This window comes from Oleiagrimonas sp. C23AA, assembly GCF_011759385.1.
Classification (GTDB): Bacteria; Pseudomonadota; Gammaproteobacteria; order Xanthomonadales; family Rhodanobacteraceae; genus Oleiagrimonas.
In genome coordinates, this window is the sequence record NZ_JAARLY010000007.1 from 88201 (window position 1) to 115061 (window position 26861).

Genomic DNA, 26861 nt, shown 5'->3' on the forward strand with positions numbered 1-26861 from the left:
AGCGTGCGCTGTGGGTCGGCACCTATAATCGATGCAGGTCAGACCCCATGTAGCGTCCATGAGCGAACGATTCGAACTGGTATCGCCCTACAAACCGTCGGGCGAACAACCGCAGGCTATTGAGCAGCTGACGGCCAACTTCGAGGCCGGCCTGGCCAGCCAGACGCTGCTGGGCGTCACCGGCTCGGGCAAGACCTTCACTATCGCCAACGTGATCGAGAAGGTGCAAAAGCCGACCCTTGTACTGGCGCCCAACAAGACGCTGGCCGCGCAGTTGTATGGCGAATTCCGCGAGTTCTTTCCGAACAACGCGGTGGAGTACTTCGTCAGCTACTACGACTACTACCAGCCCGAGGCCTATATTCCCGCATCGGACACCTTCATCGACAAGGATGCCTCGATCAACGATCACATCGAGCAGATGCGGCTGGCCGCCACCAAGGCACTGCTGTCACGCCCCGATTCGCTGATCGTGGCCACGGTGTCGGCCATTTATGGTCTGGGTGATCCGGAAGATTACCTCTCGCTGCGGTTGATCCTTGCCGTGGGCGAGCACATCGACCAGCGCAAGCTGATCCGCCAGCTCACCGAGCTGCAGTACACGCGCAACGAGATGGAGCTGCATCGCGGCACCTACCGCGTGCGCGGCGAGGTCATCGACGTGTTTCCGGCCGAGTCCGATGCCGAGGCCCTGCGCATCGAGCTGTTTGATGGCGAGGTGGAAAACCTGGCCTTATTCGACCCCCTTACCGGTGAAGTGATCCGCCGCGTGCCGCGCTACACGGTGTATCCGAAAACCCATTACGCCAGCACGCGCGAGAGCGTGCTCAATGCCATCGAGACCATCAAGGTGGAGCTGGCCGAGCGACTGGAGCAGCTGTACAAGGCCAACAAGCTGGTCGAGGCGCAGCGCCTGGAGCAGCGCACCCGCTTTGATCTGGAGATGATGGCCGAGGTCGGATACTGTCAGGGCATCGAGAACTACTCGCGCCATCTGACCCGGCGCGGCCCGGGCGCGCCGCCGCCGACGCTGTTCGACTATCTGCCGCCGGATGCGCTGATGGTGGTGGATGAGTCGCACGTGACCATTCCGCAATTGGGCGCCATGTACAAGGGCGACCGTTCGCGCAAGGAAACCCTGGTCGAATTCGGCTTCCGACTGCCGTCGGCGATGGACAACCGGCCGCTGCGGTTCGAGGAATGGGAGCAACGTGCGCCGCGTGCCATCTACGTGTCGGCCACACCGGGCAAGTACGAGACGGCCAAGAGCGAGGACAACGTGGTCGAACTGGTCGTGCGCCCCACGGGACTGATTGATCCGCAAGTGGAAATCCGCCCGGTGCGCACCCAGGTCGACGACCTGCTGGGCGAGGCCCGCAAGCGCATTGCCCAGGGCGATCGCGTGCTGGTCACCACGCTGACCAAGCGCATGGCCGAGAACCTGACCGAATACCTGGCCGAGCATGATATCCGCGTGCGTTACCTGCATTCGGACATCGACACCGTCGAGCGCGTGGAGATCATTCGCGATCTGCGTCTGGGCGAGTTTGATGTATTGGTCGGCATCAACCTGCTGCGCGAGGGGCTGGACATGCCCGAGGTATCGCTGGTGGCGATTCTGGACGCCGACAAGGAAGGCTTCCTGCGTTCCACCGGGTCGCTGATCCAGACCATCGGCCGCGCGGCGCGCAACGTGCGTGGTCATGCCATTCTTTACGCCGACGAGATCACCCGCTCGATGCAGGCGGCCATCGACGAGACCGACCGCCGTCGCGAGAAGCAGCTGACCTATAACGCCGAGCACGGCATCACCCCGCAGACGGTCAAGCGCCGCATCGCCGACATCATGGAAGGCGCACGTGGCGAGGATGCCCCGGGCCGGCGCGGCCGCAGCGCCAAGGGGCTGCGCAAGGTGGCCGACACCGCCGGCGACTACACTGGCATGGACCCGGCCAAGGCCGCCGCTACGCTCAAAAAACTGGAAACGCGCATGTACAAACACGCGCAGGATCTGGAGTTTGAGGAGGCGGCCAAGATGCGCGATGAAATCAACAAGCTCAAGGAACAGGCCCTGATGTAACGCCGTAGCATCAGGGCGGCGCAGAAAGTGGCAAGAAAAGGCTTGCCGGTCAGGGACGACCCCGGTAGAATGCGCGGCTCTTCGGGCGGTTAGCTCAGCGGTAGAGCACTACCTTGACATGGTAGGGGTCACAAGTTCGATCCTTGTACCGCCCACCAATTATAGAAAAGGCGCTGGCTTTTAGTCAGCGCCTTTTCTTTTGTGCGCATGAGCCGATGCGCGATGGGCGGCCCTGACGCAGCAAGGCGATGCCGTACCCGAAGTGGCCGTCGCTACCCCCAGCAGCATCGCCAGACCGGCCCAATGCTGCACAGGTTGGGTGCCTGTCACCAGGTGCAGTGAAACCGGTACCACGGCCCACAGCGCCAGTGCAGCGCTGTAGTAACGCTGTTTTGTCGATGCCATGGCCGCCCCTTTTCAACGCTATCGCGATCGCTCGACCGTAGCACAGCGGCACGTTGTCGAAGGCCCGCGCGCGCCGATGGCGCGGGTATCTGCCACTCGGCGATGGGATGTTGCGCGCAAACATGACCGCCGTGAGGCAACGGCGCATCCAAGAGGCCGACTACACCGTAGTTTCCATACCTTCGCGTAGGTACCGATCCCGGCGCCAGCCCTGTAGGCTTCGCGGCACCTGCCGCACCGACCTCAGGTTCGAGTGCGCGTGAGACGGTGAGGTCTAGGAGTATTTCGAGCAGATGAGCGATTCAAACAAGCGTCGCGTAGTGGTCACCGGTCTGGGCGCGGTGACGCCGGTCGGCAACGATGTGGCCAGCACCTGGCAAAACGCCTGTGCGGCCAAAAGTGGCATTGGCGAGGTCACCCATTTCGATGCCAGCGCGCATGGCACGCGCATCGCGGGTGAAGTGCGGGGCTTCGATGTCGAGCCGTGGATGCCGCAGCGTGACGCGCGGCGCATGGACACCGTGGTGCATTACGGCGTCGCCGCCGGCATGCAGGCCTGGGCCGACTCGGGCCTGGATACCACCAAGCAGAACGCTGACCGCATCGGCCTGTTGGTCGGCTCGGGTATCGGCGGCCTGCGCACCATCGAAACTACCAGCGTGGCCATGAACGAGAAGGGCGCGCGCAAGGTCTCGCCGTTCTTCATTCCGGGCCTGATGATCAACATGGTGTCCGGCTATCTGTCGATCCAGCTCGGGTTGCGCGGCCTGAATCTGGCCACCGCCACGGCATGTACCACCTCCACCCATGCCATAGGCCTGGCGCTGCGTGCCATCCAGTACGGCGATGCCGACGTGATCCTGGCCGGTGGCGCCGAGCATGCCTGCACGCCGACGGCGATGGCGGGCTTTTCCTCGGCGCGCGCCATGTCCACGCGCAACGATGACCCGACCCGCGCCAGCCGGCCCTGGGACAAGGGCCGCGACGGTTTCGTGCTGGCCGATGGTTCGGCGGTACTGGTGCTGGAAGAGCGCGAGCATGCGCTGGCCCGTGGCGCGAAAATTTATGCCGAGCTGTCCGGCTTCGGCATGAGTGGCGATGCCCATCACATCACCGCGCCGCCGGAAGATGGCGACGGCGCCGCGCGCGCCATGGCGCATGCGCTGGCTGACGCCGGTCTGGCCGCCGATGGCATCGACTACCTCAACGCGCACGCCACCTCCACGCCGCTGGGCGACCGCGCCGAGGTCAACGCGATCAAGCGCGTGTTCGGCGAGCATGCCTACAAGCTGGCGGTGAGTTCCACCAAGTCGATCACCGGCCACATGTTGGGCGCCGCCGGTGCCATCGAGGCCTTGTTCAGCGTGCTGGCCCTGCATCACGGCGTGGTGCCGCCGACGGCCAACCTGGACGAGCCGGACGAAGGCTGCGACCTGGATTTCGTGCCGCACACCGCGCGCGAGATGAAGGTACGCGCCGCCGTGTCCAATTCGTTCGGCTTTGGTGGCACCAACGGCACGCTGGTATTCCGCTCGGCCTGAACAAGCCCACGCTCATCACGTCACGGTAACCTGACAGGGGCGCGTCGATGCATGGCGCGCCCCTGTCATGTCGAGGCCTCTCGTGCGCTTATCACCGCTTCGCTTCATTGTGTTGTTCACTTTCGCGCTGATGCTGGAAGCATGCGCGGGCATACCGCCGCATAACCGCCTGGCGACATGGGTGCCTTCGCCCAACTTCAATGAACGCCAGCCGCAGCTCATCGTGCTGCATTTCACCGACGAGGCGTCGGTGGCGCAAGCGCTGCATACGCTGCGCACGCACAATGGTGAGGGCCGGGTCAGTGCGCATTACCTGATCGGCCGGCAGGGGCACGTCTATCAGCTGGTCGCCGATACCAAGCGTGCCTGGCATGCGGGAGCGGGGCGCTGGAGCGGCATCACCGATGTCAATTCGGCATCGCTCGGCATCGAGCTGGACAATGACGGGCACGAGCCGTTTCCGCGCGCGCAGATCGACAGCCTGCTGCGGCTGCTGACGGACCTCACCACGCGCTGGGGCATTCCATGCACGCAGATCATTGGTCACGAGGATTTGGCGCCGACCCGCCGCGATGACCCCGGGCCCTATTTTCCCTGGGCGCAACTGGCAGCGGCCGGTTTTGGCCGTTGGCCGCAAGCGCCGTTGCTGAATCCACCGGCCGGCTTCGATCCGTGGCTGGCCATGGCCGCGCTCGGCTATGACCTGTCCGACCGCAGTGCCGCGGTGCGCGCCTTCCATCATCATTTCCGCGCCATGCAGGGCGAAACCCTGGATGCGCAGGATCTGCGGGTGCTCTACACCTTGGTGCAACCGCTGGAAGGCCAGTCCCAGCCCTGAGGCGCCCTCATCTCAGCCTGTGAGACAGCTCTGTCCTTCCATGGGCGCCTGATTTCCTGGCGCACCCGGACAAACCCATGCACGCACGACTGGCCCCACTGGAAAACGGCACGCTGCCACAGCATACCGATGGTTCGACGCTGGCCGCGCGGCTGGGCAAGCGCTACGGCAAGCGCATTACCGGGGTGATCTCGGTGCCGGGCCGCGAAGGGCGCTTTGCGCCGCTGCCGGCGGCCTTGCCCGAAGCCCTTGCCGGGGCGTTGCGCGGGCGTGGCGTGACCCAGCTCTACAGCCACCAGGCGCAGGCCTGGGACGCGGTGCAGCGCGGTGAGCATGTGGCGGTGGTGACGCCCACCGCCTCGGGCAAGTCGCTGTGCTACATGCTGCCGGTACTGGCCGCGACCATGACCTCGCGCGCCAAGGCGTTGTACCTGTTTCCAACCAAGGCGCTGGCGCAGGATCAGGTGGCCGAGCTGATCGAGCTCAACCGCGCCGGCGAACTGGGCGTGAAAGCCTTCACCTTCGATGGCGACACGCCCGGTGATGCGCGCCAGGCCATTCGCCTGCATGGCGACGTGGTGGTGTCCAATCCGGACATGCTGCACCAGGCCATCCTGCCGCATCACACCAAGTGGGCGCAGTTCTTCGAGAACCTGCGCTACATCGTCATCGACGAGATTCACACTTACCGCGGCGTGTTCGGCTCGCACGTGGCCAATGTGCTGCGACGGCTGCTGCGCATCTGCGATTTCTACGGCGTGAAACCGCAGTTCATCCTGTGCTCGGCGACCATCGGCAACCCCGGTGAACACGCGGAGGCGCTGATCGGTCAGCCGGTGACGGCGATTACCGAGAGCGGTGCGCCCAGCGGCGAGAAGAAGGTGTTGCTGTGGAATCCGCCGGTGGTCAATCCGGATCTGGGCATCCGTGCGTCGGCGCGTTCGCAGTCCAACCGTATCGCGCGGCTGGCCATCAAGGCGGGACTCAAGACGCTGATCTTCGCCCGCTCGCGGCTGATGGTCGAGGTGCTGACCAAGTACCTGAAGGATGTGTTCGACCACGACCCGCGCAAGCCGGCGCGCATCCGCGCCTATCGCGGCGGTTATCTGCCCACCGAGCGCCGCGCCGCCGAGCGCGCCATGCGCGCGGGAGAGGTCGATGGCATCGTCAGCACCTCGGCGCTGGAGCTGGGCGTGGACATCGGCAGCCTGGACGTGGTGGTGCTCAATGGCTATCCCGGCTCGGTGGCCGGTACATGGCAGCGCTTCGGTCGTGCCGGACGTCGCCAGCAGGCGGCGCTGGGCGTGCTGGTGGCCAGTTCCGATCCGCTCGATCAATACCTGGTCCGCCATCCGGAGTTCTTCGAAGGCGCGCCGCCGGAGCACGCCCGCATCCACGCCGACCAGGCGTTGATTTTGCTTGACCACATTCGCTGTGCGGCGTTCGAGCTGCCATTCCGGGCCGGTGACCGCTTTGGCGAGGAAGCCGCCGAGCCGTGGCTGCAGGTGCTGGCCGAAGACGGCGTTTTGCATCCGGAAAACGGCCGCTTCGAGTGGATTGCCGACAGCTACCCGGCCAACGCGGTCAGTCTGCGCGCGGTGGCCGACGGCAATTTTGTGGTGGTCGATCGCACTGGCGGGCGCCAGACCATCATCGCCGAGGTCGATTTCAGCGCGGCGCCGCTGACGCTGTACGAAGGCGCCATCCACATGATCCAGTCGGTGCCTTATCAGGTCGAGCGACTGGACTGGGACGGGCGCAAGGCTTACGTCACGCGCACGCATGTCGATTACTACACTGATGCCATCGACTACACCAAGCTCAAGGTGCTGGAGCATTTTGAATCGGCGCCGGCCGGTCGGGGCGATGCGCATCAGGGCGAGGTGCACGTGGTGCGGCGGGTCTCCGGCTACAAGAAAATCCGCTACTACAGCCACGAGAATATCGGCTACGGCCCGGTCAATTTGCCCGACCAGGAGCTGCACACCACCGCCGTGTGGTGGCAGTTGCCGCAGCGCGTGCTGGAGGCGGCGTTTGCCAGCCGCCACGAGGCGCTGGACGGCTTTCTGGGCGCCGCCTACGCGTTGCACATAGTCGCCACCATGGCCGTGATGGCCGAGGCGCAGGATCTGCAAAAGGCCGTCGGCAGCGGCGATGGCGCCTGGTTCGTCAGCGCCGACGGCAACGGTCGCGGCCAGCTGCGCGGCGAGGGCGGGCGCATGGAGGAGGTGCCGGAAGCGGCGCCGTTCGTGCCCACGGTGTATCTGTACGATGCCTTCCCCGGCGGCATGGGCCTGTCCGATCCGCTCTACCAGCGCCGTGACGAGATTCTGGCCAAGGCGGTGAGCCTGGTCGCGCGCTGCGATTGCGCCAGCGGCTGTCCGGCCTGCGTCGGTCCGGTACTGGCCGCCGATGAAGGCGAGGCGACGCCGCCGCGCGTGCTGGCCGCGCGTGTGCTCGATCTGTTGAGCGCGGCATGAGCGCGCTGGCCGACAAACTGCGCGGCCTGCGTCGACAGGCCGGCACCGCAGCCGCATCGCCCTCGCGCCAGGCCGTTGCGCCGGAACCCTCGTCGGCGCTGGCGCAGTTGCATCGCCTGCGCCGGCCCTCGCGACCGGGCGCCAGTGTGCTGGATCGCGAGGTTGCCGGTCGCCAAATCGCACCGGGTTTGTATCTGCATGAAAAGCATTACGACTGGCCCGAACATCAGCCCTGGCTGGATGCCGGCTTTGCACGGCTGGAGCCGATCGAAACGGCGCGGCTGTTGTATTTCGACACCGAAACCACCGGCCTGGCCGGGGGCACCGGTACGCGTGCTTTCATGATTGGCGCCGGGGACTGGTGCGAGGGGCGTCTGCGCCTGCGCCAGCTGTTGATCACCACGCTGGGTGCCGAGCGCGCCATGCTGGCCGAATTTGCATGCTGGTTCGATGCGCACACCGCGTTGGTCAGCTACAACGGCAAGTGCTATGACGCGCCTCTGCTGGCCACGCGTTACCGCTTGGCGCGCATGGACAACCCGCTGGCCGGTCGCACCCATGTGGACCTGCTGCATCCGGTGCGCCGGCACTGGCGCAAGGTGTGGCCCAACTGCCGGCTGGCCACGGCCGAGCAGCGCCTGCTCAACGTGGTGCGCGAGGATGACCTTCCCGGCTCCGAAGCACCGGCGGCATGGCTGGGCTACCTGCGCGGCGGATCGGCACACAATCTGCGCCGCGTCGGCGAGCACAACGCGCAGGATATCGTCAGCCTGGCCGGCATCGCCGGTTATATGAGCGCCTTGCCGGCCCAGCCGGAAGCGGCGATGCCTTGACGACAGCGTCACGCCGGTGAATCGCCAGCAACGCCACTGCTTTCGTGTCTTGAAGCGAGGCCCCGTCATCACCTAATCATGCGGGTAATCCCCAAAGATGAGGTATGAACATGGCTGGACATCATCGCGTGGACTGGAGCAAGGCGCCGGCCGAGGCCAAGGCCTGGGCCATCGACGAGCGTGGCGAGGCGCGCTGGCTGCATTGGGACGCCGAGCCGGCGCACATCCAACAGGGTTCGTGGGTGCGCCCGGGCATGAGCGATATCGAGCATGGCAGCACGCCGGCCGACACCTTTGGCTGGGATCCCGAGGATGACTGGCAGGACAGCCTGACCCTGCGTCCGTAATTACCGCCCCATTCGAAACGCCGTTCAAGGCGAACACCAAGGCCCGCCGCAGATGCCCTGCGACGGGCCTTTGTTATGAGTGCGATTAGGTGGCCGCCGTTTTAGTGGGTCAGGTGATCCCACAGTGTTTGCAGCACACCGCCATTGGTCATCGAATGGCCGAGCAGGGCGCCACTGACCAGGTGTGCGGCCGCCCACACCGCGCAGGCGAAGAAATCGGCCAGCACAAAGCGCACCAGTCCCAGACGCGACATGCCGGCCAGCAGCGGAATCAGCGCGCGCAGGGGTGGCACCCAACGCCCGACGATCACCGCGATGTCGCCGCGACGCTCCAGCAGCGAACGCGCGCGCTCGGTCCACTGTGGCTTGTAGGCAAATGGGCGCATGGCCAGCATGCGCGAACCATGGCGCTTGCCCAGCCAATACGAAAGCGTATCGCCAATCCATGCGCCCGCGGTGGCCCATACCACCATGCTGGTCACGTTCAGATGCGCGGCACCGGCGCTGGTGCCGATGGTGAAAAGGATGATCGAGCCGGGCACGAACGAGCCGACCACGGCCAAACCCTCGGCAAAGGCCACCAGTGCCAGCAGCGGTCCGGCCCAGAACGCGTGGGCCGTCATGAAGTGGATGAGATGCTCGATCACGCTTGAATCCGTTGCGGTCCGCTTGGCGCTTTACAAGCACCAAAGCGACCAAGTGTGCGGGATTTGGCGCGCAAATGCTCGCCCGCGTTCAGTTGTGCGGGCGAGCCGGTTCAGATCGAGCAGCGATGACCAGCGTTCAGCTTTGCGCTTGCAGCCAGTCGTCATCGGAGCCGTCGTTGACGCCTTCGAACAGCACCGTGCTCAAATAGCGCTCGCCGGTATCAGGCAGCATGGCCAGGATGTTGGCGCCGGCTTCGGCCTTGGCCGCCACCTTGAGCGCGGCGGCCAGCGTGCCGCCGGCGGAGATGCCGACGAAGATGCCTTCCTCACGCGCCAGGCGCTGTGCGGTGTCGATGGCCTCGGCATCGGTCACCGGCACAATCTCGTCGGCGACGCTGCGGTTGAGCACCTCGGGCACGAAGTCGGGCGTCCAGCCCTGGATCTTGTGCGAGGCCCAGGCCTTGCCCGAAAGCATGGCTGCCGCTTCCGGCTCGGTGGCGACGATGCGCGTTTCCGGGCGCGCCAGCTTCAGCGCTTCGCCCACGCCGGTGAGCGTGCCGCCGGTGCCCCAGCCGGAAACGAAGGCATCCAGACGCTGATTGGCGAAATCGCGCAGGATTTCGGCGCCGGTGGTATTGCGGTGGTAGGCCGGGTTGGCCGGGTTCTTGAACTGGCTGGCCAGGAACCAGCCGTGCTTTTCGGCCAGTTCGGCGGCCTTTTGCACCATGCCGGTACCCTTGGCGGAAGCTGGCGTGAGGATCACCTTGCCGCCATAGGCGCGGATCAGCTTGCGCCGCTCCACCGAGAAGGTTTCGGTCATCACTGCCACGAACGGATAGCCGCGCGCGGCGCAGACCATGGCCAAAGCCACGCCGGTGTTGCCGCTGGTCGCTTCGATCACGGTCTGGCCGGGCTTGAGGGCGCCACGTCGCTCGGCATCCAGAATGATGGCCAGCGCCAGGCGGTCCTTCACCGAGCCGCCGGGATTGAAGGCCTCGACCTTGGCGAACAGGTTCACGCCTTCCGGTCCAATGTGGGAAAGGCGCACGATGGGCGTGCGGCCGATGGTGTCCAAGATGCTGTCGTAGATCATGAGAGAACTCCGTCGCGGAAAAGGATGGCGTTCAGCGGCCTATTGGCGCACCACTGCCATGAGTGAGGGATGAAGCGCACCGTTCATGCGGCACTGGCCATGTCGGGGCTGACCGACAGCGGCGTGGCGCCGAACCAGGCCAGCGACCCGGCCAGGGCGGCGACTTCGCCCAGAATCAGCATGGCCGGTGCGCGCACCTGGTGACGGCGCGCCAGGGCGGGCAGGTGAGACAGTGTGCCGGTAATGACGCGCTGGTTGGCGCGGCTGCCGTTTTCGATCAAGGCGAACGGTGTGCTGGGTGCGCGGCCGTGTTGCAGTAGCAGCGCGGTCAGGCGATCGAGCTGGGCCACCCCCATATACACCGCCAGAGTCTGACGCTCGGCGGCCAGCGCGGCCCAGTCCAGCGTGTCCAGTGAATTGGCGCAATGCGCCGTCACCAGCCGCACCGATTGCGCCAGTGCACGATGGGTCAGAGGGATGCCGGCATAGGCGGCACAGGCGCTGGCCGCGGTGATGCCAGGCACCACCTCATAGGGAATATGGTGCGCACGCAGGCACTGCAACTCCTCGCCGCCGCGGCCGAACACGAACGGGTCGCCGCCTTTCAGCCGCACCACGCAACGGCCGGCCCTGGCATGCTCGATCAGCAGCGCATGGATACGCGCTTGGGTGGCGTGATGGTCCTCGCCGGGCAGCTTGCCCACGGCAATGCACTCGGCATCGCGTCGTGCCAGCGCAAGGATGGAGGCATCGACCAGGCGGTCGTAGGCAATCACATCGGCACGGTTGAGCGCGCGCAGGGCATTGAGCGTGAGCAGGCCTGGGTCGCCGGGGCCGGCGCCGACCAGAATCACGCGACCGGCCGATGGGCTGATTTCTGATTCCAGCGCATCGAGCAAGGTCTGCTCGGCTTGCTGCGGCTGCTCGCGGCGCAGCCACGCCGCCACGGGGCCATCGTGCAACCAGTCATAGAAGCGCCGTCGCGCATCCAGTTGCGGCCGGTGGGCGCGAATACGTTCGCGCTGGCGGTGCGCCAGCGCGACCAGCGCGCCAGTGCTGTGATCGAGTAGTTGCTCGATGCGCTCGCGAAGCCGGCGCGCCAGCATTGGCGCGGCGCCTGCCGTGGACACGGCGACCACCAGCGGTGAGCGGTCGATCACTGCGGGCACCTGAAAGCTGGACAGCGCCGGATCATCGACCACATTGACCCAGACCCGGCGTGCCTGGCCGGCATCGGCCACCTGCCGGTTGAGCGTGCGATCGTCCGTTGCGGCGATGGCCAGCCAGACCGCATCCAGCTGTTCAGGACGGAATTTCTTGTCCGACCAAGTCAGCTCGCCATCCCGCACCTTCGCAGTCAGTTCCGGATCCAGTTCACGGGCCACCAGCTGCACGCGCGCGCCGGCCTTGAGCAGCATGCTCGCCTTGCGCGCCGCCACGCTGCCGCCGCCGACGACCAGCACGTCGCGATCACGCAGGTTGGCAAACAGCGGGTACAGATGCATGCGGGGCGTGTGCCTGGAGGAAAGGCCATCACGCTAACGCCGCTGCCGGGGCGGCGGAAATGAGCATGCGTGGTTCCCATATGTCCGCGATGCATGTCTGTACTTGGATCGTTTCAAATGAAACATTTTTTGGATGGATAGACGTCCGAAAGTCCAAGTAGACGGGTTGCCGGCTTGCTGATATATATGAATGGCATAAAACCCGGCGCTGGGCCGGAGTTACCTCGGAGAAGACCCTATGAAACGCAACCTCAAAGCCAATCTCATTAATTGCTGCTGGCGCTCCTACGTAAGCCTTGCCACCGCCTCTTCGCTGCAACAATCACCCGGAGAACGAAGCTCATGACACTCACCCAGTTACGTTACATCGTTTCCATTGCCGACTCCGGTCTGAACATCACTCTGGCTGCCGAGCGCATCCACGCCACCCAACCGGGCGTGAGCAAGCAGCTCAAGCAGCTTGAAGGTGAACTCGGCTTTCAGCTGTTCACCCGCAAGGGCAAAAGCCTGCACGCGGTCACCCCCGCCGGTCAGCAGGTTATCGCCCGCGCCCGCGCGATCCTCGAAGAAGCCCGCAGCATTCGCGCCCTGGCGGCCAATCTGCGCGGTGATGATCGCGGCGAACTGACCATTCTCACCACCCACACCCAGGCGCGCTTCGTGCTGCCGCCGGCGGTGGGTGCTTTCAAGCAACGTTATCCGATGGTGGGATTCCATCTGCGTCCGCACGGCGATGCCCAGGTCATGAGCCTGTTCGCCGGTGGTCAGGCGGATCTGGCCATTATCAGCAGCAGCGGACCGGCGCCGCTGGGCGGCCTTTCCGTGCCGCTTTACAGCTGGTCGCGCGCGGTAGTGGTACCGCGCAGTCATCCGCTGGCCACGCTGGGCCGTCCGCTGCGCCTGGGCGATCTGGCCGGGCAGCCGCTGGTCAGCTACGACTCCTCGCTGCGCCCGGAGTCCTCGCTGCGTCAGGCCTTCGTCAATGCCGGCATGACGCCGCGCTTTGCCTGCACCTCGTCGGACGCCGACCTGATCAAGACCTACGTGCGCGCCGGTCTGGGCGTGGGCATCCTGGCCGAAATGGCCGTGTTGCCCGAAGACACGCGTGACCTCAAGGTGCTCGATGCCAGTCATCTGCTGCCGCCGTGCACCACCTGGCTGGTGCTGCGCCGCGACCGCGTGTTGCGCAGCTACACGTTGAGCCTGGCCGAGCAACTGGCGCCGCATCTGGACCGTCGCGACATCCAGGCCGCTTTGGCCGGTGACGCCACGCCGGAGTGGCCGACGCCGCCGAACTGGAATGAGCTCAAGAGCCAGTTCACCACGCCATCGATGGTGGCCTGAGTCCTAGGTTCTGCCACCTAAGCTGCACCTCACAACGCCCGCGCCTGTCGCGGGCGTTGTGATTTTTGCGCCAGCCACAACTTGTGGCGGGTGCTGCCGGCGGCGTGGGTGTTTTACTTGGACGCTTAGTAGTTAGGCGCTGGATGCCAGCGTGCGCTGGCATGACGGATAGCCGGGGTTCCTGGATGACACACGCTGGATGCCCGAGCAAAGCGCGTGTATCCCGTCGTAGTCTCAGCTGGCCCGAACGCATGCGGGCTGTACACCCATGGCTTTGAAGAGCACTTCAAGCATCGGCAAGCGCCCGGCTCACCTGCTCGTCATCCCGGCGAACGCCGGGATCCAGTGCCTTTTGATGACGATTAGACGCACCGTAGCTTCGGCAGGGACGACCAGCCCTCGCGAGGTAAGACAGCGCATGAAGTCGCTTGGCCTCTAGTGACATCTCGCCGCCTGCGGCTCACACATCCACATGAAGCCCGCATTCGCGCTTCAGTCCGAAAAAGCGCGTGTCTTCCGCGCTCATGTCGGCGCTCAGGGGGCGTGTGGTGTGGGTGTCGCCGATGGACACGTAACCCTGATCCCACAGCGGGTGATAAGGCAGGTCGTGCGCGGCCAGATATCGGCCGATGTCGCGATCGGTCCAGTCGGCAATGGGGTGCATCTTGAAGCGGCCATTGCGCCAGGTGACAAAGGGCGTTTCGGCGCGGCTGGCGGACTGGTGGCGACGCAGGCCGGCAAACCACGTGCCGGCGTGAAGTTGCTCCAGCATGGCCTGCATCGGCTCGACCTTGGCCAGACGGTTGTAGCGGTCCAGGCCGGCCTCGCCCTTTTCCCAAAGCGCGCCGTGGCGTGCTTCCAGCCAGCCGGGGGAAAGATGCGGGCGGCCGATGTGCAGGTTCAGATCCAGGCGCTGCCGCAAGGTGTCGACAAAGCGATAAGTCTCGGCAAACAGGTAGCCGGTGTCGATCAGGATCACCGGAATATCGGCACGCTGGCGGGTTAAAAGGTGCAGCGATGCGGCGGCCTGGGCACCGAAGCTGGAGGAAAGCACGTGCGTGCCCGGCAGGTGCCGCAAGGCCCAGCCCACGCGCTCGGCAGCGCTCAACGATGCCAGCATCTGGTTGAGCCGTGCCAGCGTGGCGGCATCATGTGCCGGCACCTCGCGCGCGCTCATGAGGTGGTCTCCAAGACGGCGCGCCGCGCCGGCGGTGTCACCAACTGGGCGCGTACGCTGAAATCCCCAAAACCTTCGTTGGCTTGCCGTTCGGCGGCATAACGAGCAAACAGCGTATCCAGCTCGGCGACGATGGTGGCCTCGTCGATATTTTCGCGATACACCGCGTTCAGGCGTTGGCCGCTGAAGTCGGCGCCCAGACGCAGGTCATAGCGCCCAAGCGCGCGCCCGACCAAGGCGATTTCGCCCAGATAGGGGCGCGGGCAGCCGTTCGGGCAGCCGGAAATGCGCAGCAGGATCGGCGCATCGGCAAGGCCGTGTTTGCCCAGCAAGGCCTCGGCCTGATCGAGTAGCGCCGGCAGATAGCGCTCGGCTTCGGCCATGGCCATGCCGCAGGTGGGTAGCGCCACGCAGGCCACGGCATGACGGCGCAGCGGCGTGGCCGTGGCGTAGCTGTCCAGGCCGTATTCGGCTACCAGTGCGTCGATGGCGTCGCGGTCGGCAGGCGCTACGCCGGCGATGATCACGTTCTGGTTGCAGGTCATGCGCAGATCGCCGGCATGCACTTCGGCGATGGCGCGAAGGCCGCTTTTCAGACGTCGCTTGCCGACATCGGCCACGCGCCCGGCGGGAATATGCAGGGTCAGATGCCAGGTGCCGTTTTCGCCCTGCATCCAGCCGTAGCGATCACCGTTGTGCGTGAAGCGGGCATCGCGCGCTGGTGCCAGCGTGAAACCAAGCCGTGATTGAAGTTCGGTCTTGAACCAGTCAAGGCCGCGATCGTCGATGGTGTACTTCAAGCGCGCGTGCTTGCGGTTGGCGCGGTCACCAAAATCTCGCTGCACGGCGACGATATGCCAGGCCGTCTCCAGCAACTGTTCCGGGGGCACAAAGCCAATTACATCGGCCAGCTGTGGATAGGTGGCCGGGTCGTTGTGGGTGGCACCCATGCCGCCGCCCACGGCAACATTGAAGCCGGTAAGTTGTCTGTCCTCGATGATGGCTATCAGGCCCAGATCCTGGCTGAACACGTCGATGTCGTTGTCCGGCGGAATGGCCAGGCCGATCTTGAACTTGCGTGGTAGGTAGGCATCGCCATACAGCGGCTCGTGTTCGGTCGCGGTATCGGCCAGCTTTTCGCCGTCCAGCCACAGCTCGTGGTAAGCGCCAGTGCGTGGCATCAGGTGCTCGGAGAGTTTCGTGGCCCAGTCCACCGCCTCGGCGTGAGCCTGCGATTGCACCGGGTTGGCCGAGGCCACCACGTTGCGATTGACGTCACCGCAGGCAGCCAGGGTGTCGATCAGGCTGGCGTTGATCGCCGTCATGGTCGCTTTCAGTTGCTGCTTGATCACGCCATGCAACTGGAAGGTCTGGCGCGTGGTGATGCGCAGCGTGCCGTTGGCGTAGGTGTCGGCAATGGTGTCGAAGGCCAGCCACTGCGTCGGTGTCAGCACGCCGCCGGGCAGGCGCGCTCGGATCATGAACTGGTAGTCCGGTTCCAGCTTCTGCAGGCGACGTTCCTCGCGCAGGTCACGGTCGTCCTGCTGATAACTGCCGTGAAACTTCAGCAGCTTGTTGTCGTCCTCGCTGATGGCGCCGGTCAGCGGGTTGGCCAGGCTCTGGGCAATCGTGCCGCGCAGGTGGCGGCTTTCGAGCTTGACGCGTTCCATGTCCGAAGCGGGTGTGCTCATGGGGCGATGTCCGGAAATTCAAAAAAAGACGGGCGGCGCGGGGCCGCCCACAGGGAAAGGGGTTCAGTAGACGTCGCGCGCGTAGCGACCGTCGGCGGCCAGCGCGTCCAGCCAGGCGTGTGCGTCCTCGGTGCTCTTGCTGCCATGGCGCTGGGCGATGGCCAGCAGCGTGGCGTGCACGTCGCGAGCCATGCGCAGGGCATCGCCGCACACGTACACGTGGGCGCCGTTTTCGATCCAGTCGTAGAGCGCAGCGCCGTGTTCGCTCATGCGCTGCTGCACGTAGAGCTTGTCGGTCTGATCGCGCGAGAAGGCCACGTCCAGCTTGAGGGCGCCGGCCTGGTGCGCGGCCAGCCATTCGTTCTGATACAGAAAATCGTCGCGGCGGTGGCGATGGCCGAAAAACAGCCATTGCCGACCGCGGGCAGCGGTGAGCTGGCGTTGCTGCACGAAGGCACGGAACGGCGCCACACCGGTACCGGGGCCGATCATGATGATGTCGCGGCCATCATCGGCGGGCAGGCGGAAACGCTCGTTGGATTCGATGAACACCGGCACCTGCGCGCCTTCCTCGACCTGGCTCAGGAAGCGCGAGGCCACGCCCCAGCGCGCCGCGGCACCGTGGCCGCGTTGCAGGTGGGCCACGGTCAGATGCGCCTCGTCCTCGTGCATCAACGGGCTGGAAGCGATCGAATACATGCGCGGCGCCAGCGGACGCAGTGCGGCTACCAGCGCGGGCGCGTCCCACTCGGCCGGGTGGTGCTGCAACAGATCCAGCAGTTGCCACTCATCAAGCGTGCGCGCCAGGGCATCGCGCTGATCGGGCCCGAGCATTTGTTTCAGCGCGGCGTGATCGCCACGCTCGGCCTGCGCGGCCAGCAGCGGGCGCGTCAGCCGGGTCAGTTCGCGGCGCTGACCCAGCCAGTCGGCCAGCGCCAGGCGCTCGCCCTTGTGCTCAACCTGCGTGTCGCCGTCCAACCCGGTGCCCTGCAACACCGCCTCGACCAGCGCAGGCGACTGCCTCGGCCACACGCCAATGGCGTCGCCCGGTGCGTAAGCAAGTCCGCTGCCTTCCAATGACAGCTCGATGTGGCGTACTTCGGAAAGGCTGTCGCGCCCGCTGATGCGCTGGTTGCCCAGCACCTCGGCAGCGAAGGGGCGTTCGCGCGAATGGCGCGATGGCGTGGCGGTGCGCAGTGGTGTAACGCTGGCCAGCGGCGTCGTCTGCGCGGCGCCAGTTTGTTGCCGTGCTTGCGCCAATACCGCGTCCAGCCACGGCTCGGCGACGGTTTCGATATCCACGTCGGCCTCGCCGCGCGGATGCATGGCGGTAGCACCCAGCTCGGACAGGCGCGCGTCGATGCGCCGGCCGATCACGCAGAAATCGGGGTAGCTGGAGTCGCCCAGCGCCAGCACGGCGTAACGAAGCTCGGGCAGCTTCGGCGCGCGGCGGCTCATCAGGAAATCCATGAACGCGCGGGCATCGTCCGGCGGCTCACCTTCGCCCTGCGTGCTGATTACCACGTACAGCTGCGTTTCCTGCTTGAGCTGGCGCACCGGATAGGCATCGGTGCGATGCAGATTGACCGCCACGCCTTCTGCACCCAGACGCTGCGCCAGCTGCTCGGCGGCACGCTTGGCGTTGCCGGTCTGGCTGCCGTAGAGCACGGTGGCCGTGCTCGTTACGGGCAGCGAGTCTGATGCCGATGAGTCGGCATCGAGTGGCCGCTTGTGCGCGGCGGCACCGGCCAGATAGCCCGACAGCCATTGCAGCGCCGAGGGCGAAAGCTGCGCACTCAACTGTTCAGCGAGGGCGCGCGTGTCGCTTAGTGCGGTATCGGGGAGCAGGGCGGAACGGGCAGCGGACATGTAAGGCACGTGGCGGCATCGATGATCGTCGATGCTAGGCCGCAGCCCATCTGCAATTGAAAGGATGCCTGCGCATGCGGTTATGCGGCGTCGGCATGTCGCAACACGTGCGACTTCGCAGCGGCAGCATTAAGTCTTAGGCTTGCCCGATGCAGGCAGCGAGTGGCGCATGTTCCATCTTCACTACGACACCGATCTGGACCGGCTGGCCGACCATCTGGCGGCCGAACTGGCGCACCGCGAAGGCGGGCCGCTGCTGACCCCCGATGTGGTGCTGGTGCCGCAGCCGGGCCTGCAGCGCTGGCTGGTGCAGCGCCTGGCCGAGTGCTACGGCATTGCCGCCAACCTGGAGTTTCTGGCGCCGGCGCAGCTGGTGTGGCGGTTGCTGCGTGCCGCCGATGACAACCTGCCCGAGCAATCGGCGTTTGATCGCGAGGTGCTGGCCTGGCGCATTCTGGAGCGCGTGCAGCAGGGGCGGGCGCCGACGGGTCTGAGCGCCTTGTTCGATGGCGCGCCGCGCGAGCTGCGCCGCTACGAGCTGGCCACGCACATGGCTGGCCTGTTCGATCGCTACCAGGCCTATCGGCGCGACATGCTCGAAGCGTGGGAGCGCGGCGAGGAAGCCGACGACGTGCAGGCGCAGTTGTGGCGTGATCTGGTGGCCGATTCGCACGAGGCCTCGCGCGCAGCCCTGATGGCCAACTTGCTGCGTCGCCACGCCAGCGCTGGTGCGCCTGCACCTGCCGGATTGCCGTGGCGCGTGTTCGCCTTTGGCTGCATCAACGTATCGCCGGACGTGTTGCGCGTGCTGGGCCTGGTCGGGCGGCATGTGCCGCTGCATTTTTATCTGCCCACGCCGTGCCGCGAATATTGGGGCGATCTGCCGGATCGGCGCGACTTTCGCGCCCAGTTGGGCGAATTTGGCGGCAGCGCGTTTGATGAGCCGGCGCATCCGCTGCTGGTGTCATTGGGCGGCGTGGGTCGCGATTTCGTCGCGCAGCTGTTTGCCTACGACGAGGTGCAGCCGGATTTCGAGTCCGATCCGCTGGAGGTCGAGCCGTCGCGCGATACCCTGCTCAAGCGTGTGCAGGCCGACATCATCACCCTGTCGGCGCCTGATCCGACCGAGGCACCGGCGCTTCCGGTCGACAGTGACGATTCGTTGCAGGTGCACGTGTGCCATTCGCCGCTGCGCGAGGTGCAGGTGTTGCACGATCGCTTGCTGGATCTGTTTCAGCGCCACGAGGATCTCGAACCGCGCGATGTGGCGGTGATGGTGCCGAAGATGTCGGCCTATGCGCCGTGTATCGAGGCAGTGTTCGGCGCGCTCGATGGCAGCGATCCGCGTTATATCCCGTGGACCATCGCCGATCGTCCTGCTTCGGATGCGCATGCGCTGGTGGCACTTTTCGAGCGGTTGCTCAGCCTGCCGGCCTCGCGCCTGACCGCCAGCGAGGTGCTGGAGGTGCTGGCCGTGCCCGCGGTGATGCGTGGGGCGGGTATCGACGATGCCGATCTGGAGCAACTGCGCGTCTTCGTGGCTGAATCGGGCGTGCGCTGGGGCGAGGATGCGGCCGAACGCCAGGCGCAGGGACTGCCACCGTTCGAGGCCTACAGCTGGCGCTTCGGGCGCCGACGCCTGCTGCTCGGTTACATGGCCGGCGCCGGCGCCGATGAGCAACTGATCGACGGCAGCGCGCCGCTGACCGACATCGAAGGCGGTCGTGCCAGCGCGCTGGGCCAGTTGCTGCGCGTGCAGCGTCTGCTGCGGCAACTGCGCGCCGAGCAGCGTCGCTCCCAGGCTGCCGACCACTGGCAGGCCTTGCTCAATCACGCGCTGGAAGAGCTGCTGCCCGAGCCGGAAGGGCGCGATGAAGAACGCGCGTTGGAAGCGGTGCGCGAGGCACTGGCCGCGCTGGCCGAACACACGCGTCTGGCCCAGTTACAGACGCCGCTGGACTGGATGACCGTGCGCGCCTTCCTGCGCGAGCGGCTGGAGTCGATGAACCCGCCGCAGCGCTTCCTGGCCGGCGGTGTCAGCGTGTGCGGTCTGGTGCCGCTGCGCAACGTGCCGTTCAAGGTGATCTGCGTGCTCGGTCTGGATGCCGAATCGTTTCCGCGTCGTGATCCGGCCGATGCGCTCAACCGTCTGCTGGCGGGTCAGCGTCGTCCTGGTGACCGTTCCCTGCGCGACGATGACCGCTATCTTTTTCTGCAGACGCTGATGGCCGCGCGCAAGGTGCTGTACTTGAGCTACAGCGGCATCGAGCCGCGTGACGGCAGCGAGCGCGAACCCTCGGTGGTGCTGGCCGAATTGCTGGATGTGGTCTGCGAAGGTTATTTCGCCGATGCCGCGGGCGCGCGCAAGGCGCTGGTGCAGAGCCATCCCATGCAGCCGTTCTCGCCGCGGCTGTTTCCTGCCGAGGCCGATAGCACGCGCCAGTTCACGTTCCGCCACGAATGGCAGGCCGCCGCGCAGGTGCATCGGCGTGGCGAGGCTGAGCCTGCCTTCGTGGACCAGCCTTGGTCGCCGTCGGACGAGGTCGCCGATGAAGGCCTGGTCGATACCGCCGAGCTGGCGCGCTTTTTCCGCCATCCGGCCGAAGCCTTTCTGCGCCAGCAGGCGCGCCTGGCCTTGCCGGGCGACAGCGTGACGCTGGCCGATCGCGAGCCGTTGATTCTGGATGCGCTGACGGGCTCGCGCATCGACCGGGCGCTGGTGGCGCACGGCCGTGTCACAGGTGAGACGCAAGGCATGCAGGCGACGCTGTCGGCGCGCGCACTGTTACCGCCACTGGCATGGGGCGAAGAGGCCTTTGCCCAGCGCGCGGGCGAGCTGTCGCCGCAGGTCCGCGCCTGGTATGCCTGGCAGCAGGACCACGCGTCACTGCCGGTCGAGCGTGTGTTTCTGAACGTCGGCGACGTCACGCTTGGCGGCATGCTGGAAGGGCTGCATGAAGGCGGTTATGCCGCCTGGGTGGGCAGCGTGGCCCATGGCGGCAACTGGATGCGCTGGTGGATTGGCGCGCTGGTGGCTGTGGCGCTGCATGGGCCACGAGAGTGCGTCGCCTTCGGGCGTGGCAAGGACAAGCTCAAGCTGTTTCTGCCACTGCGAGTGGATGCGCTGACATCGGCCGACGCGCGCACTCATCTGTCCACCCTGCTGGCACTTTATCGCCAGGGACAATGCGGTGTGCTGCCGTTGCCGGCACGCACCGCATTTGCCTGGGCCTGGGAAAACCGTGGTGAGGGAGAGGCCTCGGACAAGGCCGCGCGGGATGCGTGGCAGGGCAACAGCTTCATGTCGATCCAGGGCGAAGCCGATGATGCCGCCTGGCAATTGGCCATGCGCGGCCGCGACTTGTTCGCAGACGATCTGGCGCCGATGACACTGACCGAGGCCGCGCAGCAGGCTTATGGCCCATTGGTCCAGGCGCTTCAGCGAGGCCAGCTGCTATGAACGCCGTCAAGCGGATGATGCAGGATGATCTGGCGCTCAAGCTGCCGCTGCAAAAGGTGCAGCAGATCGAGGCCAGCGCCGGCACCGGTAAAACCTTCACCATCGCCGGCCTGTACGTGCGACTGGTGGTCGAGCGCGCCTTGCCGGTACGCGAGATTCTGGTGATGACCTTCACCAAGCCGGCCACCGAGGAATTGCGCCGCCGGCTTCGCGAACGCCTTGCGCTATGCGCACACATGGCCGCCGCGTTGCCGGAAAGCGACGAGGGCGAGCAAGGCGAGCGCGCCTGGGCATTGGCGCTGCTGCGCCGTCATTTGCACGACAGTGGCGAGCAGCCAGAGACCTTGGCGCAACGCCTGCGATTGGCGGCGATGGGCATGGACGAGGCGGCCATCTTCACCATCCACGGGTTTTGCCAGCGCGTGCTGACCGAGCAGGCAGCTTTCCTGAGCGACAGCACGGTGGGCGTGGAGCTGGTGCCCAGCGATCTGGACCTGCTGGAAAGTTTTGCCAGCGATGCCTGGCTGCGTTTGGGGGCCAGCGAGGATGACGATGCCCGCGCGGTGCTGCGCCTGCTCGGTGATTCACCGCAGGCGCTGGCACAATCGCTGCAAAAGCTGGTTGGCTTCGGCGGACGAATCGAGCCGCAGGTGCCATCAAACGAACAAAGTGATGCTTCCCTGGCCGAGGCGCAGGCCGCGCTCTGCCGCACGTGGATCGAGCATGGCCAGATCGCCCAGTCGGCGCTGGCCGAGTGGTTTGAGCAGGGCTACTTCAAGCGCAATATCCTCAAGGAAGGCTGTATCGAGCAGTTGGCGGCGGTCGCGGCCAATCTGCGCGATGGTGTGTTGCCGTCCCCCGATGAGCTGCGCCGTTTTGGCCAGGCCAAGCTGGCGGGTGCGACGACCAAAGGCAGTCCTGATTTTCCCGAGCAGGCGGCCTTTCTCGCCATTGATCGCTGGCTGGCTTTTTGCGAGGCCCGCACGCAGCGCTTGCGCCAGGGTGCGGCGCACGAACTGGGTGCGTTGGTGGCGCAGGCGCGCGCCCATCTCACCGAGCGCAAGCGCGTGCTGGCGCGGCTTTCCTACGATGACCAGGTCAGCCGCGTGCGCGAGGCCTTGCAGCGTGACGGTGCCGGCGAGCGGTTGGCCGAAGCGCTGCATCGCCAGTATCCGGTGGCGCTGGTCGATGAGTTTCAGGATACCGACGCGCGCCAGTTCGACATCCTCGAGGCCATCTATGCCGCGCAGGGCACGCTGTTTTGCATCGGCGATCCCAAGCAGGCCATCTACGGTTTTCGCGGTGGTGACATCCAGGCCTATCTGCGCGTGGGCGCCATCGCCGCAGGCATGCATCGGCTGAGCCGAAACTACCGTTCGGCACCCGGCATGCTGCGCGCCACCGAAGCGGTATTCACCGCCAAACCCGAGGTATTCATCGAGCCGGGCATTGCCTTTGAACCGGTCGACTGGGGCGGCCGCTGCCTGGATCGCGCCGTGCAGTTCGAGGGCCAGTCGCTGCCGGCGTTGACGCTGTGGCAGGCGCCGCCCGAGCCACTCAACAAGGCGTCATTGCAGGATCAGTGCATGCAGGCCTGCGCCGATGAAGTGGCGCGCCTGTTGATGCCCGGCGCCACCCAGATCGACGGCGCGCCGCTGACGCCGGGGCAGGTGGCGATTCTGGTCAACAGCAACGATCAGGCCAGCCGCATGCAGGATGCCTTGAGTCGGCGCGGCGTGGCCTCGGCCTGCGTGCGCCGTGAAAGCGTTTATGCCTCGCTGGAAGCGCTGGAGCTGCGTGCGCTGCTGGAAGCCCTGCTGGTGCCGCAGAACCTGATGCGCGCACGCGGCGCACTCGCTACCACGTTGCTGGGGCGGAGCCTGGGTGACCTGGCCCAAATGCGTGACGACGAAACCGCGTGGCGTCAGGCGCTGGGCGAATTGGAGCAACTGCGCGCCTGCTGGTTCGAGCGTGGTGTGCTGGCCATGCTGGAACGTTTCGGTCAGCGCCATGCGGCGCGCTTGCTGGCCCTGCCGCAGGGTGAGCGGCGCATGACCAACCTGATGCAGCTGGGCGAAGCCCTGCAGGAAAAAGCCCGTCAGCTGGCTGGTGAGCGCGCGCAGTGCGATTGGCTGGCGGCGCGCATCGCCGAGGCCGATGCCAACAACGAGGAAGAGCAGCTGCGCCTGGAGTCCGACGCCGAGCGCGTGCAGATTGTCACCCTGCATCGTGCCAAGGGCCTGGAGTACGATCTGGTGTTCATGCCGTTTGCCGCCACGCACGAGGTGAAGGCGGCCGAAAAGGGCGGCTTTGCGCGCTTCCATGAGGGCTCGGATCTGGTGCAGCGGCTGATTCTGACCGACAGCGCCGATCGCAAGGGCGGCCTCGATCGGCTGGCCGAGGCCGACGCGCAGGCCATGGCCGCGGCCGAACGCGAAGCGCTGGCCGAGGCGGTGCGGTTGCTGTATGTCGGTATCACCCGCGCACGCCATGCCTGCTGGCTCAGCGTCAACACGGCCGCCGGCAAGGGGCGCTCCAAGCCGGAGGCCCGCGTGCTGTGGCATGTGCTTGGCGATGGCGCGCAGGTGCAGGCGTTGGCGGGCCAACACAGTGCCGATATTCGCCTATTGGCCTTGCCCGAGGCGCACGTCCATCGCGTGCCGGCGCTGGCGGCACCGGCGCAGGGTGCGGCACGTGTTTTCCATCGCGGGCTGGATCGCGACTGGCGTGTGCACAGCTTCTCCCGGTTGGCCGAAGGTGGTCACGAGGAAGGCGCCGGCCTGGCGGCCGACGAGGCGCTGGCGCCGGAACTTCCGGCCGGTGAGGCCGAGGTGGTCGAGGTGCCGGCGTGGCCGCGTGGGCCGCGCTTCGGCAACGCCGTGCACAACGCGCTGGAACAGGTCGATTTCGCCGCCTGGCATGGGCCGCTGAGGGCGCCCTGGCCGCATGGCGAGGTGCAAGTGATTCGTCAGGCGCTGGCCGACCAGGGCTACGCGGGTGATGAACTGGATCGCGCCGCCGATGCCACCGCGCGTATGGTCGCCGCGGCCCTGCGCGCGCCGGTATTGGCATCGGTTTGCCTGGCCGATGTCGCCCCGGACGCGCGGCTGGCCGAAATGGAGTTCCACTTCGGCATGGATCGCGCCGATCCAGCGGCCTGGCTGGCGCTCATGCAGCAATACGGCTATCAGCAGCATCGGCGCGATTTTGTGCGCCTGGGCAGCGCGCTGCGCGGCCTGATGACGGGCTTTATCGACCTTGTCTTTGTGCACGATGGCCAATGGTGGGTGGTCGATTACAAGACCAATCACCTGGGCGCGCGCCGCGAGGACTACGCGCCGGAACGCCTGCCGGCGGCGCTGGCCCATCACGATTATGATTTGCAGTACCTCATCTACACCTTGGCTTTGCATCGCTGGCTGAAGCAGGTGCGCGGTACGGCGTATGACTACACCCGTGATTTCGGCGGCGTGCGCTATCTGTTCGTGCGTGGCATGGACGAGACCGGTCGCGGCGTGTTTGCCGATCGTCCGCCGCAGGCTTTGGTCGAGGCCATGGACGCCTTGTTGGTCGCACCGGGCCTGCCGCAGGTGGCAAGCGCATGAACATGAAAGCGTCGCGTAACGTATTTGAAGAGGTGGCCGCGCTGGGGGTGTTGCGGCCGCTGGATGTGGAGCTGGGCTATTGCATGGCCGAGATGGGCGGCGACCATGCCGCGCTGATGGCGCTGGCCACCGCCGCAGCCTCGCTGGCGGTGTCGCAAGGTCATAGCTGCCTGCCGCTCGATCAGGTGGAAGCGGTGCTTGCCGAATCGCTGTCGGCCCATGCCAGCCTGCCCGCACTGCCGGACGCGGCAACCTGGCGCCAGGTCTTGAGCGGCTGTCCCTGGGTCAGCCAAAGCACGGGCGAGGCGGCGGCCGATCACGCCGCGCCTTTGGTGCTCGATGCGCAGGGGCGCTTGTATCTGGGGCGCTACTTTCACTACGAGCGCCAGGTCGCCCAGGCACTGCGTCAACGCCTGACATCATCGGCACCGGTCGAGGCGGGCACGCAGCATGAGCTGTTCGGCAGCGCCGGCCTGCCACCGCAGGCCAAGGCGTGGCGTCAGGCCTTGGCGGCGTTTTTTACCTTGGGCGGCGAGCAGCCGGACTGGCAGGCGATCGCCGCGCTCACCGGCTTGGCCTCGCCTCTTACAGTGATTACCGGCGGCCCCGGTACCGGCAAAACCACCACCGTGCTGTGGATGCTGGCGGCGCTGCTAGCCGACGCCCGGGCGCAGGGGCAACTCTTGCCACGCATTCGTCTGGCCGCGCCCACCGGCAAGGCCGCGGCGCGGCTGAGCGAGTCGTTGCGCGCGCGCGTTGCCGGTTTGACGCTTGATCCTGCGGTGCGCGAGGCCTTGCCGGTCAGCGCCAGCACCTTGCATCGCCTGCTTGGCGTGCGTCGCGGCAGCACACGGTTTCGCCATCACGCCGGTTACCCGCTGGATGTCGACGTGGTGGTGGTCGACGAGGTGTCCATGGTTGACCTGCCGCTGATGGCCAAGCTGCTCGATGCCCTGCCCGATGGCGCGCGGCTGGTGCTGCTGGGCGATCGCGATCAGTTGGCCTCGGTGGAGGCGGGCAACGTATTGGCGGCGATTTGCGCAGCGGCGGGTGAGGGCGGTGTGTCACCCGCGCGCGCTGCGCTGCTGCGCGAGGTCACGGGCGCGACGGTGACGGCCGACACGAACGCCTCAGCCTTTGCCGATGCTGTGGTCGAACTTCGCCACTCGCACCGCTTCAATGCCGAAGGCGGGCTGGGACGGCTGGCAGCGATGATCCGCGCCGGTGACGCCGATGCCTGTCTGCACGCGCTTGCACACGAGCCGCTGGCTGGTGTGGCGGTGGACCGCGCTGCTGCCATGCATCCGGCACAGGCGCTGGTGCGCGACCACACGGCGTTTTTCGCCGCGCTGGGTCGCATGCACGATCCGGCTCAGGCCTTGCAGCAGGCCTTGCAGCTGCGTGTGCTGACGGCCTTGCGTGGCGGGCCTTCCGGTGCCAGCACGCTCAATGCCGCCTTCGAGCATGCGCTGCGCCGTGAGGCGGGTGTGGCGGCGAGCGAGCCCTGGTATGCCGGTCGCTTGCTGCTGGTCACGGAAAATGACTACGGCACGGAGCTTTTCAACGGCGATATCGGCATCGTGCTGCCGGATGATGGCGGACACCTGCTGGCCTGGTTCCCGGATGATGCCGGCGGCGTGCGCAGCCTGCCGCTGCAAGCGCTACCGGCGCATGAAAGCGCGTACGCCATGACCATCCACAAGAGCCAGGGCTCGGAATTTGATGAGGCGGTGATCGTGCTGCCCACCGACGAGGCCCGTGTGCTGGGCCGCGAGCTGCTCTACACCGCCGTCACCCGCGCCCGCGAGCGGGTGCGATTGATCGCCACCGACAGCTCGTTGCGCCGCGCCATCGAACGCAGCACGCGCCGCTTCAGTGGTCTGGCCGACGCCTTGCTGGGTTAAGGCAAGGTCCACGGTGCTGGCGCGGTGACGGCCGCCGCGGCC

At 66.3% G+C, this 26861-nt stretch carries 16 protein-coding genes and 1 tRNA gene; 11 read left to right on the forward strand and 6 right to left on the reverse strand.

What is annotated here, in order from left to right; genetic code table 11:
• Positions 1 to 58: 58 nt before the first annotated feature.
• The 7 genes from uvrB to HBF24_RS12510 all read left to right on the forward strand — a co-directional run bounded on the left by uvrB (position 59) and on the right by HBF24_RS12510 (position 8524).
• A complete protein-coding gene (gene uvrB, locus HBF24_RS12480) occupies positions 59 to 2080 on the forward strand; it encodes an excinuclease ABC subunit UvrB (protein ID WP_167173387.1) in 2022 nt (673 codons plus the stop codon).
• An 83-nt stretch (positions 2081 to 2163) separates the two neighbouring features.
• Positions 2164 to 2238 (forward strand) — tRNA-Val (locus tag HBF24_RS12485).
• A gap of 540 nt (positions 2239 to 2778) precedes the next feature.
• Entirely contained in the window at positions 2779 to 4026 is a 1248-nt protein-coding gene (gene fabF / locus HBF24_RS12490) for a beta-ketoacyl-ACP synthase II (RefSeq protein ID WP_167173389.1), read from the forward strand.
• Between the two features lie 130 nt (positions 4027 to 4156).
• Positions 4157 to 4864: an N-acetylmuramoyl-L-alanine amidase gene (locus HBF24_RS12495; RefSeq protein WP_240922560.1), complete on the forward strand. Its 708-nt coding sequence runs from the start codon at positions 4157 to 4159 to the stop codon at positions 4862 to 4864.
• 77 nt (positions 4865 to 4941) lie between these two features.
• On the forward strand, positions 4942 to 7344 hold the full coding sequence (locus HBF24_RS12500; RefSeq protein ID WP_167173392.1) for a DEAD/DEAH box helicase: 2403 nt from the start codon (positions 4942 to 4944) through the stop codon (positions 7342 to 7344).
• Positions 7341 to 8177 (forward strand): ribonuclease H-like domain-containing protein, encoded by an 837-nt coding sequence (locus HBF24_RS12505; RefSeq protein ID WP_167173394.1) that lies wholly within the window; start codon positions 7341 to 7343, stop codon positions 8175 to 8177. Before HBF24_RS12500 ends, HBF24_RS12505 begins: the two co-directional genes overlap by 4 nt.
• A gap of 110 nt (positions 8178 to 8287) precedes the next feature.
• Complete coding sequence (locus HBF24_RS12510; RefSeq protein WP_206064324.1) at positions 8288 to 8524, forward strand: hypothetical protein; 237 nt, start codon at positions 8288 to 8290, stop codon at positions 8522 to 8524.
• 101 nt (positions 8525 to 8625) lie between these two features.
• On the opposite strand, the gene HBF24_RS12515 is transcribed toward HBF24_RS12510, so the two are convergent.
• The 3 genes from HBF24_RS12515 to cysG all read right to left on the reverse strand — a co-directional run bounded on the left by HBF24_RS12515 (position 8626) and on the right by cysG (position 11769).
• Positions 8626 to 9171 (reverse strand): DedA family protein, encoded by a 546-nt coding sequence (locus HBF24_RS12515; RefSeq protein ID WP_167173398.1) that lies wholly within the window; start codon positions 9169 to 9171, stop codon positions 8626 to 8628.
• Positions 9172 to 9307: 136 nt separating this feature from the next.
• On the reverse strand, positions 9308 to 10264 hold the full coding sequence (cysK, locus tag HBF24_RS12520) for a cysteine synthase A (RefSeq protein WP_167173400.1): 957 nt from the start codon (positions 10262 to 10264) through the stop codon (positions 9308 to 9310).
• A gap of 83 nt (positions 10265 to 10347) precedes the next feature.
• Complete coding sequence (cysG, locus tag HBF24_RS12525) at positions 10348 to 11769, reverse strand: siroheme synthase CysG (RefSeq protein ID WP_167173401.1); 1422 nt, start codon at positions 11767 to 11769, stop codon at positions 10348 to 10350.
• Between the two features lie 342 nt (positions 11770 to 12111).
• On the opposite strand from cysG, the gene HBF24_RS12530 reads away from it, so the two are divergent.
• Complete coding sequence (locus tag HBF24_RS12530) at positions 12112 to 13113, forward strand: LysR substrate-binding domain-containing protein (RefSeq protein ID WP_167173403.1); 1002 nt, start codon at positions 12112 to 12114, stop codon at positions 13111 to 13113.
• 460 nt (positions 13114 to 13573) lie between these two features.
• On the opposite strand, the gene HBF24_RS12535 is transcribed toward HBF24_RS12530, so the two are convergent.
• The 3 genes from HBF24_RS12535 to HBF24_RS12545 form a co-directional block, all read right to left on the reverse strand.
• Entirely contained in the window at positions 13574 to 14290 is a 717-nt protein-coding gene (locus HBF24_RS12535) for a phosphoadenylyl-sulfate reductase (protein WP_167173405.1), read from the reverse strand.
• The gene (gene cysI, locus HBF24_RS12540; protein WP_167173407.1) at positions 14287 to 15981 is read right to left on the reverse strand and encodes an assimilatory sulfite reductase (NADPH) hemoprotein subunit; all 1695 of its coding nucleotides are present in this window, start codon (positions 15979 to 15981) and stop codon (positions 14287 to 14289) included. Before cysI ends, HBF24_RS12535 begins: the two co-directional genes overlap by 4 nt.
• Before the next feature lie 63 nt (positions 15982 to 16044).
• Positions 16045 to 17850, reverse strand: coding sequence for an assimilatory sulfite reductase (NADPH) flavoprotein subunit (locus tag HBF24_RS12545; protein ID WP_167173408.1), 1806 nt, complete (start codon positions 17848 to 17850; stop codon positions 16045 to 16047).
• 169 nt (positions 17851 to 18019) lie between these two features.
• Here HBF24_RS12545 and recC point away from each other — a divergent pair, with 169 nt between their 5' ends.
• Genes recC through recD form a run of 3 tightly spaced genes read left to right on the forward strand, consistent with a single transcriptional unit; the run spans position 18020 to position 26819 of the window.
• Positions 18020 to 21310: an exodeoxyribonuclease V subunit gamma gene (recC, locus tag HBF24_RS12550; RefSeq protein ID WP_167173411.1), complete on the forward strand. Its 3291-nt coding sequence runs from the start codon at positions 18020 to 18022 to the stop codon at positions 21308 to 21310.
• Positions 21307 to 24915: an exodeoxyribonuclease V subunit beta gene (recB, locus tag HBF24_RS12555; protein WP_167173413.1), complete on the forward strand. Its 3609-nt coding sequence runs from the start codon at positions 21307 to 21309 to the stop codon at positions 24913 to 24915. The genes recC and recB overlap by 4 nt, the downstream gene beginning before the upstream one ends.
• A complete protein-coding gene (gene recD / locus HBF24_RS12560) occupies positions 24912 to 26819 on the forward strand; it encodes an exodeoxyribonuclease V subunit alpha (RefSeq protein ID WP_167173415.1) in 1908 nt (635 codons plus the stop codon). The genes recB and recD overlap by 4 nt, the downstream gene beginning before the upstream one ends.
• The last annotated feature ends 42 nt before the right edge of the window (positions 26820 to 26861 follow it).

Excerpts from the sequence above, each read along its gene's own strand:
- uvrB (WP_167173387.1), top strand. The coding sequence starts at position 59 with ATGAGCGAACGATTCGAACTGGTATCGCCCTACAAACCGTCGGGCGAA.
- HBF24_RS12545 (WP_167173408.1), bottom strand. The coding sequence starts at position 17,850 with ATGTCCGCTGCCCGTTCCGCCCTGCTCCCCGATACCGCACTAAGCGAC.
- fabF (WP_167173389.1), top strand. The coding sequence starts at position 2,779 with ATGAGCGATTCAAACAAGCGTCGCGTAGTGGTCACCGGTCTGGGCGCG.
- cysG (WP_167173401.1), bottom strand. The coding sequence starts at position 11,769 with ATGCATCTGTACCCGCTGTTTGCCAACCTGCGTGATCGCGACGTGCTG.
- HBF24_RS12505 (WP_167173394.1), top strand. The coding sequence starts at position 7,341 with ATGAGCGCGCTGGCCGACAAACTGCGCGGCCTGCGTCGACAGGCCGGC.
- recB (WP_167173413.1), top strand. The coding sequence starts at position 21,307 with ATGAACGCCGTCAAGCGGATGATGCAGGATGATCTGGCGCTCAAGCTG.
- cysI (WP_167173407.1), bottom strand. The coding sequence starts at position 15,981 with ATGAGCACACCCGCTTCGGACATGGAACGCGTCAAGCTCGAAAGCCGC.
- HBF24_RS12495 (WP_240922560.1), top strand. The coding sequence starts at position 4,157 with ATGCTGGAAGCATGCGCGGGCATACCGCCGCATAACCGCCTGGCGACA.
- HBF24_RS12500 (WP_167173392.1), top strand. The coding sequence starts at position 4,942 with ATGCACGCACGACTGGCCCCACTGGAAAACGGCACGCTGCCACAGCAT.
- recC (WP_167173411.1), top strand. The coding sequence starts at position 18,020 with ATGTTCCATCTTCACTACGACACCGATCTGGACCGGCTGGCCGACCAT.
- cysK (WP_167173400.1), bottom strand. The coding sequence starts at position 10,264 with ATGATCTACGACAGCATCTTGGACACCATCGGCCGCACGCCCATCGTG.
- HBF24_RS12510 (WP_206064324.1), top strand. The coding sequence starts at position 8,288 with ATGGCTGGACATCATCGCGTGGACTGGAGCAAGGCGCCGGCCGAGGCC.
- HBF24_RS12535 (WP_167173405.1), bottom strand. The coding sequence starts at position 14,290 with ATGAGCGCGCGCGAGGTGCCGGCACATGATGCCGCCACGCTGGCACGG.
- recD (WP_167173415.1), top strand. The coding sequence starts at position 24,912 with ATGAACATGAAAGCGTCGCGTAACGTATTTGAAGAGGTGGCCGCGCTG.
- HBF24_RS12530 (WP_167173403.1), top strand. The coding sequence starts at position 12,112 with ATGACACTCACCCAGTTACGTTACATCGTTTCCATTGCCGACTCCGGT.